This is a genomic window from Mycobacterium sp. NGS45, from assembly GCF_059812645.1.
The window spans coordinates 1-2,335 of sequence record NZ_JCALDB010000049.1 but is presented as its reverse complement, the minus strand read 5'-3'; the positions used below and the strand labels follow the sequence as shown (position 1 = coordinate 2,335).

Sequence of the window (2,335 nt, the reverse complement as noted above, 5' to 3'; positions counted from 1 at the left end):
TCAATGCCTACGACCTGACCGGGTCCTATCGGGCGGCGGCCGAACTGTGCGGATGCTCGCACCACACCGTCAAGAAGGCCGTCGAAGACCGCAATGCCGGTCTGGCGCCGGCGACGCGGCGGGCCCGGATGATCGACGACTGGCGCGATGTCCTGGAGGGCTGGGTCGCTGATTCGAAGGGCAAGATCCGCGGCGACAAGGCCCACGAGAAGCTGGTTGCGTTGGGCTATACCGGCACCGACCGCACCACCCGGCGTGCAGTGGCGGAGATCAAAGCCCAATGGCGACTGGGTAATACACGTGTGCACCGGCCATGGATCACCGAGCCCGGGTTGTGGTTGCAGTACGACTTCGCCGAGGGCCCTTTGGTGGCCGGTCGTAAGATCGTGCTGCTGGTGGCGTGGCTGGCGTGGAGCCGCTACCGCGTGGTGATCGCGCTGCGGGACCGGACCGCGCCGAGTGTGTTCGCCGGCCTGGACCGCATCTTCCGGATCGTCGGTGGCGCTCCGACCTACCTGCTGACCGACAACGAGAAGACCGTCACAGTCGGACACATCGCCGGGGTCCCGGTCCGCAACCGCGCTGCGGTCACCTTCGGCCGCTATTACGGCATCTCGGTGCTGACCTGTGAACCCGCCGACCCAGCGTCCAAGGGCGGGGTGGAAAACGCGGTCAAACTCGCCAAAGCCGACATCGTGCCCACCGACACCAACCTGCTGCCCCAGTACCACTCGTTCGCCGAGGTGGAGGCGGCGTGCGCGGGGTTCACCGCCGAGATCAACGCCCGGACCCACCGCAGCACAGGGCGGCGCCCGGTCGAGATGCTCACCGCTGAGCGCCCCGCCCTGCACGCCATCCCCGACCTGCCGCACACCGCGGCGTTGGGGGTGACCCGCCGAGTCCCGGACAACACCCCGATGGTCACCTTCGAGCACTGCCAATACTCGCTGCCGGCAGCGCTATTGGGACAATCGGTGTGGATCCGCCATCACGGCGGCACCGACGAAATCGTGATCTGCGCCCTCAATGACGGCGGCCCGGTCGAGGTCGCCCGGCACCGCCGCGCCACCCCGGGCAACCCGGCCATCGACGACGCTCATTTCCCCGATCACCGCGACAAGGTGCCTGGTGACTACCGGGTGCGGGCCCGCACCGCCAGCGAGCAGACGTTTCTGGCACTCGGGCCCGGGGCGGCGGTGTGGCTCAAAGAAGCCGCCGCCGTCGGCACCGAACGGATCCTGCAGAAAATGGCCCACGCCGTGCAACTGTCGGCTCTGGCCGGCCGCGCCGACGTCGACTGGGCCCTCGGGCACGCCGCGGTGCACGGCCGTTTCGCCACCGGCGACCTGGACTCCATCCTGGCGGCTAAAGACCTCGATGCCACCCGCCGCGGCGCCAACGAGGACACCTCCCTGGCCCAAGGCACCCAAGGCTGGAACCTGTTCGGCACCAACATCATCACCACCGGGCAGGAAGGCATCTGATGAGCACCCACACGACCACAAGCATGGCCACTGCGCAGTTGCCGGCAGAGGTGGAATCGCTGATGCGTGGGTTGCGGTTGCCGCACGCCCGCGCGATCGCCGCCGACGTGCTGGCCACCGCCCGGGCGCAGCGCTGGGACCCCACCGAGGTGATCAAAGCGCTGCTGACCGAGGAAGCCGCCGGACGAGCCCGCTCGATGCTGGCCGCCCGCCGTAAAGCCGCGGGCTTCCCGACCGGCAAAACCTTCGACGCCTGGGACCCTGGCGCCTCGTCGATCCCGCTGCCCACCCAGCAGGCCCTGCAGACGCTGGAATGGGTGGGCCGCCGGGAGAATCTGGTGGTCTGCGGTCCGGCCGGCACCGGTAAGACGTTCTTCCTCGAAGCGTTGGGGCAGAAAGTAATTGAGGCCGGGATGCCGGTGGCGTGGTTCACCCTCGAGCAGATCGGGGTCCTGGTGCGGGCTCATCGCGCCGATGACTCGCTGGGCAAGGCGGTGGCCAAGATCGTGCGCGCTGAGCTCGTCGTCATTGACGACGTCGGCCTGTTGCCGGTCGGTGCTGATGCCGCTGAAGGGCTCTATCGCATCGTCGAAGCCGCCTACGAGCGCCGCTCGGTGGCGATCTCGTCCAACCTGCATCCCAGTGGCTTCGATGAGCTGATGCCCAAGACGTTGGCCACCGCGACCGTCGACCGGCTGCTGCATCATGCGCACCTGTGCCAAACCAGCGGCGACTCCGTGCGCCTGGCCCAGGCCCTACACGGGAAAGGGGTCAAGCCCTTGAGCTGAGCGAACCCCACCGGTGGCGGACAGACCCCTCATGGGCAGATTCGTGTCCGCCACTGGGCAGTT

General features: G+C 68.3%; 2 protein-coding genes. Both read left to right on the top strand.

Translation table 11 applies throughout. From position 1 onward, the window contains the following. Positions 1-1,484 (top strand): IS21 family transposase (gene istA, locus AC5Y3P_RS22245; protein ID WP_500048104.1); only part of this gene is annotated, 1,484 nt, incomplete at its 5' end. A 23-nt stretch (positions 1,485-1,507) separates the two neighbouring features. Beyond that, on the top strand, positions 1,508-2,272 hold the full coding sequence (locus tag AC5Y3P_RS22240) for an ATP-binding protein (RefSeq protein ID WP_500048105.1): 765 nt from the start codon (positions 1,508-1,510) through the stop codon (positions 2,270-2,272). The last annotated feature ends 63 nt before the right edge of the window (positions 2,273-2,335 follow it).

Bases quoted from the DNA above. Each gene is read 5' to 3' on its own strand.
- AC5Y3P_RS22240 (WP_500048105.1), top strand. From the start codon at position 1,508: ATGGCCACTGCGCAGTTGCCGGCAGAGGTGGAATCGCTGATGCGTGGG.